12 protein-coding genes are annotated in these 15604 nt (G+C 40.8%); 8 read left to right on the forward strand and 4 right to left on the reverse strand.

Annotation, left to right across the window (positions count from 1 at the left end):
- The 3 genes from L2748_RS21195 to L2748_RS21205 all read right to left on the reverse strand — a co-directional run.
- Window positions 1-397 (reverse strand): hypothetical protein (locus L2748_RS21195; RefSeq protein WP_248957736.1); only part of this gene is annotated, 397 nt, incomplete at its 3' end.
- Window positions 398-486: 89 nt separating this feature from the next.
- The gene (locus L2748_RS21200; protein ID WP_248957737.1) at window positions 487-4773 is read right to left on the reverse strand and encodes an EAL domain-containing protein; all 4287 of its coding nucleotides are present in this window, start codon (window positions 4771-4773) and stop codon (window positions 487-489) included.
- A gap of 295 nt (window positions 4774-5068) precedes the next feature.
- A complete protein-coding gene (locus L2748_RS21205) occupies window positions 5069-7858 on the reverse strand; it encodes an insulinase family protein (RefSeq protein ID WP_220782927.1) in 2790 nt (929 codons plus the stop codon).
- Between the two features lie 352 nt (window positions 7859-8210).
- Between L2748_RS21205 and sixA the strand changes: the two genes are divergently transcribed.
- The gene (gene sixA / locus L2748_RS21210) at window positions 8211-8681 is read left to right on the forward strand and encodes a phosphohistidine phosphatase SixA (protein ID WP_220782926.1); all 471 of its coding nucleotides are present in this window, start codon (window positions 8211-8213) and stop codon (window positions 8679-8681) included.
- Window positions 8682-8828: 147 nt separating this feature from the next.
- Here the strand turns inward: sixA and smrB are convergent, their stop codons facing one another.
- Window positions 8829-9359 carry an endonuclease SmrB gene (gene smrB / locus L2748_RS21215; protein ID WP_220782925.1) on the reverse strand — a complete coding sequence of 177 codons (531 nt, stop codon included), beginning with the start codon at window positions 9357-9359 and terminating at the stop codon, window positions 8829-8831.
- Between the two features lie 79 nt (window positions 9360-9438).
- Here smrB and prmB point away from each other — a divergent pair, with 79 nt between their 5' ends.
- The 7 genes from prmB to L2748_RS21250 all read left to right on the forward strand — a co-directional run bounded on the left by prmB (window position 9439) and on the right by L2748_RS21250 (window position 15530).
- Complete coding sequence (prmB, locus tag L2748_RS21220; RefSeq protein WP_220782924.1) at window positions 9439-10383, forward strand: 50S ribosomal protein L3 N(5)-glutamine methyltransferase; 945 nt, start codon at window positions 9439-9441, stop codon at window positions 10381-10383.
- A gap of 166 nt (window positions 10384-10549) precedes the next feature.
- Window positions 10550-11644: a chorismate synthase gene (aroC, locus tag L2748_RS21225; RefSeq protein ID WP_220782923.1), complete on the forward strand. Its 1095-nt coding sequence runs from the start codon at window positions 10550-10552 to the stop codon at window positions 11642-11644.
- Window positions 11644-12822, forward strand: a complete 1179-nt coding sequence (locus L2748_RS21230; RefSeq protein WP_220782922.1) for an MFS transporter — start codon at window positions 11644-11646, stop codon at window positions 12820-12822. The genes aroC and L2748_RS21230 overlap by 1 nt, the downstream gene beginning before the upstream one ends.
- 46 nt (window positions 12823-12868) lie before the next feature.
- A complete protein-coding gene (locus L2748_RS21235; RefSeq protein WP_220782921.1) occupies window positions 12869-13990 on the forward strand; it encodes an ATP-NAD kinase family protein in 1122 nt (373 codons plus the stop codon).
- Between the two features lie 167 nt (window positions 13991-14157).
- The gene (locus L2748_RS21240; protein WP_220782920.1) at window positions 14158-14427 is read left to right on the forward strand and encodes a YfcL family protein; all 270 of its coding nucleotides are present in this window, start codon (window positions 14158-14160) and stop codon (window positions 14425-14427) included.
- 96 nt (window positions 14428-14523) lie between these two features.
- A complete protein-coding gene (locus L2748_RS21245) occupies window positions 14524-15048 on the forward strand; it encodes an RNA methyltransferase (RefSeq protein WP_220782919.1) in 525 nt (174 codons plus the stop codon).
- Window positions 15049-15269: 221 nt separating this feature from the next.
- Window positions 15270-15530, forward strand: coding sequence for a DUF3313 domain-containing protein (locus tag L2748_RS21250; protein WP_220782918.1), 261 nt, complete (start codon window positions 15270-15272; stop codon window positions 15528-15530).
- Window positions 15531-15604: the final 74 nt, after the last annotated feature.

A 15604-nucleotide genomic window follows, 5' to 3' on the forward strand; every position in this document is an offset into this window, starting at 1 on the left:
TGTTTGGAATACCAGCAGTGTACTTAATGTTTGGAATACCAGCAGTGTACTTAATGTTTGGAATACCAGCAGTGTACTTAATGTTTGGAATGCCGGCGGTGTACTTAATGTTTGGAATACCGGCGGTGTACTTAATATTTGGAATGCCGGCGGTGTACTTAATGTTTGGAATACCAGCAGTGTACTTAATGTTTGGAACACCAGCAGTGTACTTAATGTTTGGAATGCCGGCGGTGTACTTAATGTTTGGAATGCCAGAATAAAGGGTATTAGTGATAGCTTCTGAAACTTTAGAGTTTTTATAAATTTGAGCTTCTAAAGTATTATGAGATGCAACAGCTGAAAATGATCCGATAATAGCAACTGACGTAGCTAATCCTTTAATTATGTTTTTCATTTTTTTACCTTTTCATTGAGTAATAAATATATGGTTATATTTTTGACTTGTTGAAAAGGTATCTGCAGTTGTTGTGCCAAAGTTGATTTTTAGTTGCGTTTTGGTTGCAGCGAGTTCTTTGGTAGTGTTAGTTGCTCTTTATTCTTATCTTTATGTAAAAGCTTTGTAAACTCTTGTTCCGTTACTGCCTTGCTAAATATAAAGCCTTGTATTTCTTCGCATTTTAATGCTTTCAGTATGTTTAGTTGAGATGTCTCCTCAACACCTTCCCCAACGACCGACAGACCCATGTTATGAGCGATAGTAATAATTGAATCTACCATTTTTAGGTCTCGGTCTGATTTATCAATATCATCTACGAAAGCTTTATCTATCTTTAATGTATGAATAGGAAACTGTTTTAAATAGGAAAGAGAGGAGTAACCTGTACCAAAATCATCCAATGCTAGGCTAACCCCCATTCTTGAAAGCTGTTGCATCACTTTAATCGCTTTTTCAGGCTCTTTAATGACGGTGCCTTCAGTAATTTCCAGCTCTAAATTAGCTGCTGGTAATTGAGTTAGTCGTAAAATTGACTCTATACGTTGCTGTAAATCGGGAAGTGCAAATTGTTTCGACGATAAATTGACAGCAACTCTTCCATTAAATATTCCTTGCTTACGCCAATTCTGAGCTGCAAAGCATGCTTTTTTTAGAACTATATCGCCAATTTCAACGATTAAGCCATTCTCTTCAGCTAATGGGATAAACCTATTCGGCGGAATTAAACCTTGTTCAGGATGATTCAAGCGAACTAATGCTTCCATACCTGCCATTAGACCAGACTTTAGATTAATCTTAGGTTGATAATAGACCTCAAATAAATCACTTTTTATTCCCTCTCTTATTAGGTTCTCTACTTCAAGTTGTCGTATTGCATTTTTATTGAGAGACTCTGAATAAAATTGATAACGATTCCCTCCCCCTGACTTTGCGTGATACATAGCAATATCAGCCTTACGTAATAGTGCTTGTTCATTTTGATCATCTTCGGGGTAGAGCACGATTCCTATGCTTACTCCAACAACAACTTTTTCATGGCTAAGAATAAATGGGTTTTCAAACGCATGAATAACATCTTTTGCAATAATTGCACTCGTGCCAATATCAGGATTCTTGTCAATGAGGATGGCAAATTCATCCCCACCTAAGCGATAAATACTTGTGTGCCCCGGTACAGCTGCTTCAATTCTCTCTGCTGCTTGTATTAAAAGTTCATCGCCAACTTGATGGCCTAAAGAGTCATTAATCTTTTTAAAATTATCTAGATCGAGAACCATAAGAGTGTGGTGTGTATCTCGCTTCACTAAGTTGCCTAGCGTCACTATTAAGTTAGATCTATTTGGAAGATTAGTCAGTAAGTCGTTATTAGTAAGCTTCCTGAGCTCTTCCTCTTGTTGTTTGCGGCGACTTATATCCGAGAATACACCAACATAATGCGATAGTTCGCCTTGCTCATCGTAAATAGCGTCAATGGATAGCTCCATTAGGAAGCTAGTATTGTCTCCCTTCACAGCTTCGACTTCATTATTCCAACGCCCTTGTTGCCTTAAAATTGTTCTGATTTGCTCTGAGTAACTGTCAGGATATAAATCAAAATTAAAAAGAGAGCCAATAAATTCAGTCTTGCTTAACATTATTTGAGCACAGCAGGCTTCATTAACTTCGACAAACCTAAAGTCGTTATCAAGTATAAACATACCTTCAGATATATTTTGAATCGCGCGCTCAAATAGCTTTAACTGCTCTTCTGCTTGTTTGAAGTTAGTGATATTTTTAATTGTACCGGTCATTCGAAGCGCATTATCATTTTCGTCACGTTCAACAATTTTCGCCCTATCTAATATCCAAATCCATCCACTGGCTTTGCTCTTGACTCGATAAGCAGCCTCAAAATGATCAGTTTCACCATAAAAATGTTTATTTAAGGCTTCTCTGACTCTTTCTTGATCCATTGGGTGAATGTTGCTTTCTCCTGCAGCATTGCCTGATCTTTGTCCATCCTGTGGGAATTCCAGCGACCCCCAAATATTTGATCGATATATTTGTCCAGTCTCTATATCCCAGTCCCACATTTCATCGCCGCTTCCCCATAGTGAAAGCTTTAACCTTTCTTCACTTTTCGCTATTTGTTTTTGGATATCTCGACGTCTTAAGATTATTTTTATTATTAGGATTGAAATGAGTAAAATACAGAGTAAATAAAGAGATTTAGCCCAATCCGATAACCACCAAGGTGGGGTTATTTCTACCTTGAGTTCTCTGGTTTCTCCATGTTTTCCTGTTATAGGATCAATAGCATAAATTGAAAACTTGTATTCACCAGGAGAAAGGTTTGTATAGGTCGCAGAATTTGTACCCTTTGACTGAATTAGTGAATCCGATAATCCTTGCATTTGATAAACATATTCGATGCTGTTTTGTGGGATGCCTGGGCTGTTAAAATTTATAGTAAAAGGGTAATCAGAATACTTTAGTTTTATATCATAAGTTCTAGAAAATTGGTTGCTTAAAACATTGCCGCCTGATTTTTCTGGAATGTTAAATATTAATAATTCTTTAAGGTTTACGATTGGAGCTTGTCTTGAGTTGATATAATTTTGCAGTTTTTTAGTGGAGATTATGCTTACACCTGAAACGCCTCCAACTAATGTGGATGTGTCGTTAGAATATATTGCATTTGCATTGTATTCGACTTGTGTGCCTAGCTCTTTATCTAATTTTGTGATCTTTCCGCTGTCTTTATTTATTAATATTATCTCATTTATTGATGCCAGCGTAATGGTATTGTTATTGTTGCCAATAGAAAAAATCGGCTTATTATTAGTATATATTGTTGTTATTTCAGACGTTGACAAGTTTATCTTTTTTAAAGAAGTTCCTGTCCCAAAGTAAAGTTCCTCACCAATCATCGCTAAGCTGATTACAAAGTGGTCATTGTAGAGTGGGCTTATTATGTTGTTTTTAAGTTGAAATATGCCACCTTGAGAAGCGATGTATATGCTTTCACCATAGGTTTCAATACTGAAAATAGGATTGCCTTCGTCTATTAACTGTGTTTTAGCTGTATTTTCTTCAATGTTAAAAGTAATTAAATTTCCACTAGTTGAACCTGTTATTATATTTTTTTTGTTATCACTTAACTTTAATGTGAAAAATGAACCTTTTACTAACAGGGTAACTTTATTAGTATCAACATCTAACTCGTGGAGACCATTTGCACTTGCTATATAAAGTTTTTTATTGACATTGATAACTGATTTTGGCCCAAGGATGCCAGTATCTATGCTTTTCTTTAAGTTGAATTCGTTATCATAAATGTTGATTTTAGCGCTATCAGAACTGATGATTAAAGAGTTGCTTGCGTCTTTGATTAATGACCATATATTACCTTCTTTTGGAATAGATGATTCGACTAGGTTTCGACTGTCGGAAATTATGACGAGTCCTTTGTTTTGATCTGATATGAATGTTTTTGTTAGACCTCTATATATTGTAGGCGTCTTAAATGGTTGGCTTGAAATGTTTAAACTGCCGATCTTTTTTGGTTTGGATAGATTTTTCAGGTTGAAAATAGTTTTGTCTTTTAATCCAACTATATAGTTATCAGTATTTGAAACGCTTACGTAACTGCTATTGTTAATCGGTTTGTCCTGTGATGATGCGGAGTAGACTCCATTTTTTTTGAATAGAAAAAGCTGGCTATCGATTTTTGCTATTTCAATTACATTGTTTGCTATTTCTTTTTCTGGAATAGAAAGGTTGATAACCTTGCCATCATAATTTCTTATATAGAAATCAGTCCCTATTGCTAATACTTGCTTTACTCCATTATAATTACCTGCGTATGTATCTACTAGCTTAAGCTCACCTTTATTCGGACCTTCTTTTGTTACATGAACTTTATTATTCATTCCGATAATTATGAGGCTATTAGTTTCAGAAATAGACCAAACAGCATCATTTTGGGCAAAGCCATCAGACTTTATTGCTGTTATCTTCCCCTTTTGTTGATCATAAAAAGCTAAGCCTTTTTCTGTACCTATGTACATTGTGCCATTACTGCTAATAAACAGGCTACGTATAAAAGCACTAGGAAGCCCATTGTCTGACGTTGGGAAGTAATGCTTAAACTCTTGACCATCATAGCGATTAAGGCCATTCACCGTGCCTATCCAGATGTAACCATCTGAATCCTCGACAATCGTTGTTACATTACTTTGCGATAAACCGTCTGAAACTCCAAGTGCAGTAGAACTTAGGGATAGGGCAAAAGCAGGAGAGGCCCATGATATGGAAAGAAGAAATATTATAATTATTAGTGTAATTTTAGACATATACTGATTAATTACCTGTCAGTTCGGAAAGGAAATTATTTGTAATTGTTACTTTTCCAGAAAGTGATCACCTTGTCAAAAAAAATAGGTTGTTATTTAGTGCATATAGTTAGTTATGGATATTGTTTGCACACTTCATACTCTGCTTGTTATTAACTTTAAAGTTGTTTGTGTTGCTTTAACTGTTAAAACTAGCTCTTTTGTCTATTTGCTTTACCTCATTTACTAGGTTTAAGTCGTTCTGCTGATTTTTATCGGATGGTTTTATCAGTTTGTGTTAATTAAGTTTTCACAGTTAATAATCAAACTGAGGGGCGGCCTGTTTAAATGCTCTTAAATCTGTGATCATTTTGTCTGATTCGAGTGGTGCTTGATCATGGTGGGCATCACCAGTGCTAAACAGAACTAGGCGGTCACAATACTTAGTACGCATTTTTTGCATAATGAACTTGATTAAATCTGCACGGGTTAGTTGCTTAATTTGTTCTGCCACCATCTCTCGTTGGTTAAATTGGGTATCTTTATTACCTATGCTCGACCAATAGCGTTGACTACGTACTTTTAAGCTGGAATCTTGTACTAATACTTGGTTGACCAAGCCATGTTTAGTGGCTTCCCATTGCTCATTAGTTATTTGCAGCACGGCGTAAGCAAAGTCTGCAATAAACTCATCGATAGCTTCAAGTAGCAATTGAGGCCCGCAAGTAGGCGATTGAATATAAAAAATAATGCCTGGGTAGCGATTGAGCGGCAGGTAGCCTGTACCCACCATATAGCCGAGCTGGCGTTGAGTGCGCAGCTCATGAAAGAACGTTGAAGACATGGTGTGATTTAATAAACTAAATAGCGCCATGGTTTCAGGTGTTGTTACATCAGATTGGTAATACACGATAATACTACTATCTGGGTGTGATACGGGGATCTCACGCAATAAGCTACCTTTGTTTGACAGGTCAATTAACTCGCGGGATGATTCCTGGCTCGGCGTGGTCACTAACGATAAAATACGTTCTAGTCGGTCACCTAATACTTTAGTTTCGCTTTCTAACCAGTCACCATACACCAAGCCTTCTAGATGGATCTTTTCGTAAAAGCTTTTTACGTGCGCATGCAGATCGTCAAGTGTGATTTCTTCGAGTATTTCGGCCATTCTAGCAGGTTCAAAACTGCGCTTTTGCAAGGTTACTGTGAGGCTGGTAAACAATTGCGAAATAGGTTTTGCTTGCGAGTGATTGTACCAAGCACGCAGTATTTGGCGCTTAATTAAGTCAAAGCGACTTTGGGTAAAGTTACGTTCACGAGCCTTGGAGATCACGAGCTCCAATAGCGTTTCTTGCTTGCCGGTAAATCCGGTTAAATGCAGAGTAATGCCGCCTTGATGCGGATAAATATGGTAGCTAAGCCCTGCGACTTCAGCTTGGTATGTACACTCAGTTAAATAGTCGAGCAACATTTCAACATAAAGACGGGTGAGGGCGGCATGCCTTGGTGATGCTGCTGCCTGCGCTGAATCAAGCGAGAGATATAAGTGACCTTTTGGCACGTTAAACTCATCATCTTTGCGGTGCCAAATACGATAACCAGCCTTTTGGGCGACAACAGTCGGCACCGGGTGTTTACTTTTATCGGTGCGCGCTATGCATTCATTGATAATAAAGGGGTTTTTATCGGGTAAACATAGCTCTGGACGATTACCGGGCGTGCTCCAACGAGTTATAGCCTGCTGATTGAGTGCTTTTATCTGGTAAGGTGAGTGATACCAGGCCGCTTTTTTGTTGGTACTAAGCTCTGATGCGATTAATTGAATTCGCATGTTTGCCGGTGTCATTAGCGATAACAATAACTCAGTTTCTTCGAGGTTGAGTCCATCCATACGGTAATCGCCGTAAATAACATCTTCAATCTCGTAGTGATGCATATTAATGCTTAAATGGCTGGCTAAATCTAACGCATTAACTTGCTCTTGGTATTGAAAAGCGACTTGTAATAAGGCTGCTCGTTCATCATAGCGCCAAGGCTGTAAACCTTGGGTTTTGATAAGTTCGATATATTCAAAAGTAGCACTGATTACGGTATCTAGATCTGCAAGGCCACGGTCTGTAAGCTGAATGCTGATATTATAATCTTTAAAGTTATAGCCATTAACGCCGCCGCCAGCGGATAGATTATTGGCTAGACCTGTTTCTTTTAAATATGAAAGTAAACTGCCTTTACCTTCGTAGCCAAGTAAATGGCTAATAAACGTCAGAGGTTTATGTTTATAAAATCGTTCAAGTTCAGGAAGGGCGAAGGTGATTGCAACCCGTTTTTGCTCTTTCAACGGGATGATATTGATTTTTGCTTGTAGTTGTTCGGGTAAGTAAAGCGCAACATCAGGGTATTTGTCGCTGCGAACATGATCGCTAATGTCGCTAAAATATTGCTTTGCTAGCAGCTCTAGTTGCTCAAGACTCATGGGGGCCACTAAACACAGAGTCATAATGTTGGCACTGTATTTCTGCTGATAGAATTGCAGCAGCTCTTCACGCAGTCCAGATTCTTCGCCCGCTAAGGTTTTAAGGTTTCCCACTGAAAATTTTGAAAAAGGATGGGCAGGATTGACCGTCTCTTTTTGTACTTGATAAACGCGGCGTACATCATCTTTAAGCTTCATACTAAATTCCGACTCAATCGCATGTCTTTCACGATCGACTAAGTCGATATTAAACAATGGAGCAATAAAGAATTGGCTAAACCTATCTAGCGATGCTTCAAATTGCTCGGCATTAATGCTGTAAAAGAAATTAGTCTGTTCAGTTCCCGTCCAAGCATTGTTGGTGCCACCATGCTGATTAATAAACGCTGAGTATTCGCCAGATTCTGGATATTTTTCAGTGCCTAAAAATAGCATGTGTTCAAGAAAGTGTGCCATGCCGGGGCGTTCAACCGGATCGTCAAAATGGCCAACCGCGACAGCCATCGATGCAGCTGACTGAGTAGCGTGCTTATCTTCAACCAATAAAACAGATAGGCCATTTTTAAGTGTTAAATGGCGATAATGGCGATGATCATTTGGGCTGGTTTTGATATGTATTGCTTTTGACAAGGCATGGCTCCGATATCGTGAACAGGCTTAGGGTTAATGTCCTGTTCTAGTGCCTAGATTAAGGTCTAACCTAAACGGTAACTGTTGTCGTAAAAATAATGAGTTAGACTGATTAACTTAACTTGCCACTATTTCTGCTTATCTTCAAACACAACCGTTACAAACGTTTAAATTAACTTGAGTTTGATTAAATTTGACACAATTTAAGCTTACGGTTCTGTTTGCTACAAGATCACATTTTAGTTGCTGGCACACTATTCGACTAATTAATAACTAAATAACGGTATGTTGCTGTTGTGATTCGGACTACAATTACCAAATAACAATAAAGAGTTGGGAGTAGCAAAGCAGTATGCAGCTATTTTTAATGCGCCATGGTGAAGCGGGTTATAACGCTCATTCAGACCGAGAGCGCAAGCTTACCGATATGGGGCGTCATCACACCGCATTGATGAGTAATTGGTTAGCAAGAACGGTCAAAGAGTTTGATCTAGTATTAGTTAGCCCATACTTACGTGCACAGCAAAGCTGGCAAGAGGTGAGTAAACATTTTCCTGAGCCGCATAAGTGGATTACCTTAGACGAGTTGGTCCCTTCAGGCTCTCCTGAGCAGGTGGCGCATTTGGTGATTGCTTATGCAGAGCAATATCAGGCTAAAAATGTGTTGGTATTAGCGCATATGCCATTACTTGGGTACCTAGTCAGTGAGCTTGTCTCTGGCATTGAACCGCCACTTTTTGCCACATCAGGCGTGACATTAATTGAACGCGTCGCTGACAAAAATAGTCTTGTTTGGCAACATGCGCCGCACTCGATAAGTTAGTGGTCACTGCCATCGCAATCAAGCTATGTCGGTATTTATGTTGTGATAATTCATTAGAATGAATAAAAGTGAGTCAATCTAATTGTTAGGTGACTCACTTTTTTTGTTGGTTGATTTTTATTGTAGGGCGTATAACGAGTTTGAGTATTAGCGACGATAAGGCTGATCGCCAATATCAATCAGTACCAACAAGGCTGCGTCGCCACCCCATTCTTTGGTCGCCTGATGAAACGCTTTTACGTGTGGGTGCTGCGCTAACCACATCGGAATATTTTGTTTTAATATGCCGGTGCCGTGGCCATGCATTACGCAGCAACAATGACTTTGCTGCTTAATACAGGCTTGGATCAGTGCAGCCAGTTCGAGCTTAGCTTCTGTTTGACGCATACCGTGCATATCTAACAAAAGGTCAGGCACATAGTCGCCACGACGAAGTCGTTTCACATCATAACTATCCACATCGTCTCGTACCCATTTCATTGGGCCATCAACAGGCAGTAAAGGCTGATAGGTGTCCGAGAAATAGCTATCAGCATGCAGTTGCTGTTCTTTCTCTTCAATGATTTTGCGGTCTTTAGGTGCCGCGATAAAATGGCGCTTATTTTGTTGTAAAGGGGTGATACCTTTAGTCAACTCTGCAAAAAGGGCCAGTTCATCATTATCTTTGCTTTTATTCATGCTTCTATTTTATTGAATCCGATGCCTTATGAATAGACTTCAGTTACAATGATTCGGAATTAAAAAGTTGGAGTGAATTTTGGATAAGATTTTTGTTGATGAAGCGGTTACAGAATTACGCACTATTGGCGATATGCTACGTTGGGGTGTCAGTCGTTTTAATGATGCAAATATTTACTATGGCCATGGTACAGACAACGCATGGGACGAAGCCGTCGCGTTAGTATTTCATGCATTGCACCTGCCAGAAGAAATTGGTCAGCAAGTTATTCACTCTAATCTAACTATTAGTGAAAAACATAAGATTGTTGAGCTGATTATTCGCCGTGTAAGAGAGCGTTTACCGGTTCCATATCTAACAAACCAAGCACGCTTTGCCGGCTTAGATTTTTATGTAGATGAGCGTGTGTTAGTGCCGCGTTCACCGATTGCTGAGCTAATTGCCAATCGTTTTAGCCCTTGGTTATATAACAAGCCAGTAAATCGCGTATTGGATTTATGTACCGGTAGCGCATGTATCGCGATTGCTTGTGCCTATGAATTTGAAGATGCTGAAGTCGACGCGCTAGATATTAGCGTTGATGCACTTGAAGTGGCGCAGATCAACATTGAAACGCTAGAAGTGATGGATAGAGTATTCCCTATGGAATCCGATCTGTTCTCGGCGATTCCAAAAGGTCCACATTACGATTTAATCGTATCTAACCCGCCATATGTTGATGCTGAAGATATTGGTGATATGCCAGATGAATATCACCATGAACCAGCAATTGGTTTAGCATCAGGTCGTGACGGTTTAGATCTGACTAAACGCATTCTTGCTAATGCGGCCGACTACTTAACTGAAGACGGTTTATTGGTCGTTGAAGTGGGTAACTCTATGGTGCATTTAAGCGAGCAGTTCCCAGATGTGCCATTTACTTGGGTTAACTTCGAAAATGGCGGTGACGGCGTGTTTGTATTAACCCGTGACCAGCTAGTTGAAAATGAATCACTTTTCGCTATCTATAAAGATAGTGAATAATAGTGTTTAGCCGCAGCTTAGGCTGCGGCTTATCACCAAGTAGCTTTAGGCTATTTGGTGATCTACCAATCTGTACTCCTACAACAAGGTTGGTATTTGATGAGGAATTTACCGGCAAACCGGGTAAATGATAATTAGAATAATGCGATAGAGGGCGATAAAACGAATGTCGGGAAACAGTATTGGTCAAAATTTCGTAGTTACAACATTCGGTGAAAGCCACGGCGTCGCAATTGGCTGTATTATTGATGGCTGTCCTCCAGGTGTTGAGTTGACTGAAGCAGATATGCAGCACGACTTAGATAGACGCCGCCCTGGTACCTCTCGTTATACTACTGCTCGCCGCGAACCTGATGAAGTGCGCATTCTTTCTGGTGTTTTCGAAGGTCAAACTACTGGTACGTCAATTGGCTTATTGATTGAAAATACCGATCAGCGCAGTAAAGATTACTCAAACATTAAAGACTTGTTCCGTCCGGGACATGCCGATTACACCTACCAGCAAAAATATGGTCAGCGCGATTATCGCGGTGGCGGCCGTTCATCTGCTCGTGAGACTGCAATGCGAGTGGCAGCAGGTGCCGTGGCTAAAAAATACCTTAAGCAAGTTCATGGCGTCGAAATTCACGCTTACTTATCGCAGCTTGGACCTATTTCGGCTGAAACCGTTGATTTTGAGCAAATTGAACAAAATGCCTTTTTCTTCCCTGACGCATCAAAACTCGATTCATTAGACGAGTATATGCGTGAGCTTAAAAAGAGCGGCGACTCGATTGGTGCGAAAGTATCTGTAGTGGCAACAGGCGTGCCAGTTGGCCTAGGCGAGCCAGTATTTGACAGACTCGATGCAGATATTGCCCATGCATTAATGGGAATAAACGCGGTTAAAGGTGTTGAGATTGGTGATGGTTTTGAAGTGGTCAATCAAAAAGGTTCAGAGCACCGCGATTTGATGTCGCCAGAAGGCTTTGCTTCTAACCATGCAGGCGGTATTTTAGGCGGCATTTCATCGGGTCAACCGATTGTTGCCCATATTGCGATGAAGCCAACTTCAAGCATCAGTGTGCCAGGCGAAAGCATGACAGCCCAAGGTGAAACCGCTGAGGTGGTCACTAAAGGTCGTCACGACCCATGTGTTGGTATTCGAGCTGTGCCGATTGCTGAAGCCATGCTAGCAATTGTATTAATGGATCATTTACTACGTCACCGCGCGCAAAACATGGATGTCAACAGCAGTACGCCTATTATCGGAATGCGTTAATGTTTCAACCAAAAAGCACAGAGCAGCAACTTCGCTGGCTCTGTGCATGTTATTTCTTCTTCTTTTCTATTCTTGGCATCATGGTGCCTTATCTTGGCGTTTTTTTTGATAGCCGTGGTTTTGACGCTCAAGAAATTGGCTTTTTATTAGCAATTTTAATGGGTACGCGGATCATTGCGCCAAACTTATGGGCCATAGTGGCGGATAAAACCGGTATGCGCTCAGAACTGATCAAAATCGGTGCTGGCGCCGCAGCATTAAGTTATCTGACCTTTTTCTATGATGGCGGCTTGGCCTATTTAGCCATTAGCCTTGCAGTATATACCTTCTTTTGGAATGCGATTCTCGCTCAATTTGAAGTCATTACTCTGGAAACATTAGGCGACGATGCCAATCGCTACGGCACTATTCGCAGCTGGGGCAGTGTCGGTTATATCGTACTGGTGGTCAGTGGCGGTTTTGCTATTAGTCATTGGGGACCGCAAATTCTGCCTTATATTGGTATGACACTGTTTATCGGTATGCTGATTAGCGCATTACCATTGCCTTCTAATCGAGCTGTTGTCGACCGCAGTGTTAAGCGCAAACCGCTAGTATTTGATAGAGCGCTTATTTGGTTTTTAGTGTCAGCCATGTTGCTGCAAATGAGTGCCGGTCCTTTTTATGGTTTTTTTGTGCTGTACCTTAAACAAGCAGGTTACTCAGAGTCAGCTGCCGGTATTTTTGTTGCACTTGGCGTAGTTGCTGAAATTTTCATGTTTATGTACGCACCAAAGCTGCTAGGTCGATTTGGTGTGCAGTTACTGCTTATTGTCAGTATTGGCTTAACCGCTGTGCGCTGGTTATTACTTGCTTACGGCGTTGAAAACATAATTTATTTGAGCATTAGCCAGCTGCTACATGCATTTACCTTTGGCCTAACTCATGCAGCTTCAATTCAGTTCGTGCATAAGCATTTTGATATTACTCGTCGCAGTCAAGGTCAAGCGCTTTACGCCAGTTTAAGTTTTGGTGTTGGTGGCGCTCTTGGTACATGGCTTTGCGGCATTATTTGGGGCGATGGCAGCGGCGCGGTCTCGACTTGGATCTTTGCGGCTGCATGCGCTTTTTTATCCATGCTAGCCGTGTTTTTAATTCCGAAAGAGCACAGGCCTGAACAGCTTGAAACAGCAAGATAGCTTATTCAAATAATAACTAGAAAATGTCAAAAATGGAGTATTGATAGTGAGCAAATTTCGACTGGGGTTAATCATCAACCCGCTGGCAGGTCTTGGTGGTAGTGTAGGCCTTAAAGGCAGTGATGGCGTTGCATCTGAGGCTATCGCAAAAGGGGCGGAACCTAAGTCTCACATGAGAATGCAACAGGCGCTTGCGGTTATTGAATCTTATAAAAGTCGTATTGAAATCATTACTGCATCAGGCGACATGGGAGAAACCCTATCTAAGTCAATGGGCTTTAACACGCGAGTGGTTTATCAAGCACCAGCAGAAACTGATGCTCAAGATACGCAAAAGGTGGTGAGCGAGCTTCTTAATGAAACCTTAGATTTGTTATTATTTGCAGGTGGTGATGGCACGGCGCGAGACGTGTACGCTATTGCCGATGACAAATTGCCTGTTTTAGGTGTGCCAGCGGGGGTGAAAATTCATTCTGGCGTATACGGTATCACCCCTCACGCGTCAGGCATGGTGGTTAAAATGTTGCTTGATGGCGACTTGGTCAGCCTAATGAGCGCCGATGTGATGGATATTGATGAAGTCGCCTTTAGAACCGGAGTGGTTCGAGCTCGGCGTTTTGGCGAGATGCAGGTGCCAGCAGAGCCTAGATATGTACAGGCAGTAAAAATGGGCGGTAAAGAAAGCGATGAGTTAGTGCTTGCCGACCTTGCTGCTGAAGCGATTGAGCTTATGGAAGATAACCTTTGTGTTATGGGTTCGGGTAGCACGGTCGCTGCAGTAATGGGAGAGCTTGGACTTGAAAACACACTTTTGGGTGTAGATCTTATTCAAGATGAAACCCTCGTCGCCAGTGACTTATCGGCGAATGAACTATTGCAGCTTACTGAAAATAAACCGCTAAAGTTATTTATCACATTGATTGGCGGTCAAGGGCACATACTTGGTCGGGGTAATCAGCAACTCTGCCCTGAACTAATAAGGCGCGTCGGAAAAGACAATATTGTTATCTTAGCGACAAAAACAAAGCTAAAAGCACTTGATGGCAGGCCATTAATTGTGGATAGTGGCGACCCAGAATTGGATATCGCACTAACGGGTTATTATAAAGTGGTCACTGGCTACCATGATTACGTTATGTATCAGGTGGCAAACCCAGATCTTGTATAAGATTTACTGGTAAAATGAACCTTTTAAATGAGCCCAGTTGATTAGTACCTTGAGTAAGTTGCTGTTAATTGACATCGCGATAACATACAAAAAATTAAAATTGAATATTTTGACGAGATGTCAGCAATCGCTGCATCGCGTTGATAACCCAAAATGCGGAGCCCTCGATGATTGAGCAGTACGAGCAAACATTACAAGATTGGATTGAAAGCATTGTTGCTGAAGGCGACGATGATGCGTTATTTGCAAGTGGTTATTTACAAGGTCACTTTGCGGTAGTCTTGTCTCAGTTAGAAGCTGAGAGTGAACAAGATATGGCGGCACTAGATGTAAAAATGTCTGAGTGTTTAGCATTGGCAAGAGAAGAGCTCAGTGATACCGATTATGCATTAGTAAATGATGCATGGACACAATTAAGCACAAAACTGGCTGCATAAATAAAGCTGGCAGTAAAATACAAGCTGCTAGTTAAGGTGTTTTGCAATTTTATATTGTGCGCACCAATAGAAAGAGTGAAAAGAGTTTACCCTGTTATGAGTAAGAGTAGTTACGTTGGTATTGGCCTAGTCAATCCAAAAAGCCCGACTAATGTCGGTGGGATCATGCGCGCAGTAGGTTGTTACGCTGCAGATGCAGTCTTTTATACAGGTAAACGCTATGAGCTGGCTGCCACTAACGGCACTGCCCAATACAATACCGATACCAAGCGGGCTAGCAGTTCAATCCCATTGACTAAGGTTGAGTCGCTAATTGACACAATTGAACCCGATGTCAAAGTGGTGTGTGTTGATCTTGTTGAAGGTGCGATTCCTTTGCCAGAATTTGAACACCCAGAGAAAGCCATTTATATCTTTGGTCCAGAAGACGGCACCATTAGTCAGCAAGTGGTTAATAGCGCCGATGCGGTAGTTTATGTGCCTACAGTAGGTTGTATGAATTTGGCTGCCTCAGTTAACGTATTGCTGTATGACCGTTTGGCTAAATCTGCTTCAATTGCTAGCGATGATCTTATTCGCACCAGCCGTGACACCAACAACCGAGTCTGTGTAAAGCGCTAAGTTATACCTTGTTACTCAAACCAATAAAAGCCACTGACAAGTGGCTTTTTTGTTTTCTGCATCTGCATAGTATTTGTGAATTACCGCTTATGGTACAGATTGTTATTAATTTGACTCTTGCCGAGTAAGTGCCATATTTAGACTCTTAGGGAATAAACTGATTATTCAACAAAATATCGTTAGCAGGTATTAGTTAACGGATGATAATAGGGACTTTATTAATGCAAAATTCCATAACTTCAGCTGTACTGTCATTAAGCATACTTTCACTGAGTTTATTAGGTTTGACGGCTTGCACGAGTGAGCCTGCAAGGCTGCAACAAGGATCAGATGCAGAAACAACTAAAGATGGATTAGTTAAAGTGGATCACTCAAAATTGGACTTGTCCTATGCAAGACCGAACGTTGAGTGGAAAAAATATACCAAGTTATATTTTGCACCCGTAAAAGTGACTAATGATCACCCTGTAGTGGTCAAGTAAAACTGGACACGGACTTGTACGTATTCCAAAATCTTCGTTCAGATTCATTTGGGGTCAAGCCGCCATTATAACTA

The organism is Shewanella sairae, from assembly GCF_023283535.1.
GTDB lineage: Bacteria > Pseudomonadota > Gammaproteobacteria > Enterobacterales > Shewanellaceae > Shewanella > Shewanella sairae.

What these genes read in the sequence shown, in the direction of transcription:
- L2748_RS21200 (WP_248957737.1), bottom strand. Translation starts at nt 4,773, where the DNA reads ATGTCTAAAATTACACTAATAATTATAATATTTCTTCTTTCCATATCA.
- sixA (WP_220782926.1), top strand. Translation starts at nt 8,211, where the DNA reads ATGCAGCTATTTTTAATGCGCCATGGTGAAGCGGGTTATAACGCTCAT.
- smrB (WP_220782925.1), bottom strand. Translation starts at nt 9,359, where the DNA reads ATGAATAAAAGCAAAGATAATGATGAACTGGCCCTTTTTGCAGAGTTG.
- aroC (WP_220782923.1), top strand. Translation starts at nt 10,550, where the DNA reads ATGTCGGGAAACAGTATTGGTCAAAATTTCGTAGTTACAACATTCGGT.
- L2748_RS21230 (WP_220782922.1), top strand. Translation starts at nt 11,644, where the DNA reads ATGTTTCAACCAAAAAGCACAGAGCAGCAACTTCGCTGGCTCTGTGCA.
- L2748_RS21240 (WP_220782920.1), top strand. Translation starts at nt 14,158, where the DNA reads ATGATTGAGCAGTACGAGCAAACATTACAAGATTGGATTGAAAGCATT.
- L2748_RS21245 (WP_220782919.1), top strand. Translation starts at nt 14,524, where the DNA reads ATGAGTAAGAGTAGTTACGTTGGTATTGGCCTAGTCAATCCAAAAAGC.
- L2748_RS21250 (WP_220782918.1), top strand. Translation starts at nt 15,270, where the DNA reads ATGCAAAATTCCATAACTTCAGCTGTACTGTCATTAAGCATACTTTCA.